The sequence below is a fragment of the Protofrankia sp. Cas8 genome, from assembly GCF_963555845.1.
Lineage (GTDB): Bacteria > Actinomycetota > Actinomycetes > Frankiales > Frankiaceae > Protofrankia.
Map to the genome: position 1 here is coordinate 13549 of NZ_CAUVXI010000134.1, position 1174 is coordinate 14722.

The following is a 1174-nucleotide window of genomic DNA, read 5'->3' on the forward strand; positions in this document are numbered from 1 at the left end:
TACGCCGTCCACCCGGACCTCGTATGCGACCGTGTTCAGGATAACCCCTCCGACGCGCAACACCCCGGGCTCGGCCCGGTCCACGCCGAAGCCCCGGACGGACCGCACCAGCCCCAGCACCTCGTTGATCCGGTACGGCTTGACAACGCATGCACTCGCGCCTGCCTCCAACCCCGCCGCGGCCTGCCGCCGGTCCTGCGGGCCCACCCCAAGCAGAATCGGCATGTCGTCGCGGGTGCGGACAGTCCGCACCACTGTCACACCGTCGATGATCGGCAGACGCGCGGAAATGAGCACGACCGCCGGTGCCAGGCGACCGATCTCCAGCAGTGCACGCGCACCGTCCACCACGACGCTGACCTCGACGCCATGGTCTGCGAGGGCGGACAGAAGCTCGGAGTCCGCGGCTGCGTCGGCAACCAGCAGTGTCGGGCTCCGGCCGCTCGGCAGGTCGGGCTCCTCCCCGGAGCGACGCTGCTCCGGGGCAAGGGACTCCTCTTCAAATGGCTGCACGAGATGCATCCGAGTGGTCACAATGAATTCGGGTGAGCTCGAGGCCGGCAACTGCCCGGTTCAGCCGAAACGCCCGGTGATGTACTCCTCGGTGCGCTTTTCACTCGGCTTCGAAAAAATCTTCTCCGTCTTGTCCATCTCCACCAACCGTCCTGGATCGCCGGTCTTGTCAAGAGTGAAGAACGCCGTCGTGTCACTGACCCGGGCGGCCTGCTGCATGTTGTGCGTCACGATGACAATGGTGTAAGTCGACTTGAGTGTGGCGATCAGATCTTCGATGGCCAGGGTGGAGATCGGATCGAGTGCGGAACACGGCTCATCCATGAGCAGAACCTGCGGTTCCACCGCAATCGCGCGCGCTATGCACAACCGCTGCTGCTGTCCACCGGAGAGACCGGCGCCGGGTCGGGCGAGACGGTCCTTGACCTCCTCCCACAGGTTGGCGCCGCGCAAGGACTGCTCAACCCGCTCGTCGAGCAGTGACTTCTTGCGCGTGCCATTCAGCTTCAGCCCGGCGATGACGTTCTCGTAGATGGACATCGTCGGGAATGGATTCGGCCGTTGGAAGACCATGCCGACGGTACGACGCACGTTCACCGGGTCGACCCCGGCACCGTAGAGGTCCTGACCGTCCATCCGGACCTGGCCCTCGACCCTGGCG

General features: G+C 65.2%; 2 protein-coding genes. Both read right to left on the minus strand.

Annotated features, from left to right (window positions below; genetic code table 11):
• Positions 1–513 (minus strand): response regulator transcription factor (locus tag U9977_RS18010; protein WP_416210676.1); only part of this gene is annotated, 513 nt, incomplete at its 3' end.
• Between the two features lie 60 nt (positions 514–573).
• Positions 574–1174 (minus strand): phosphate ABC transporter ATP-binding protein (locus U9977_RS18015; protein ID WP_322750441.1); only part of this gene is annotated, 601 nt, incomplete at its 5' end.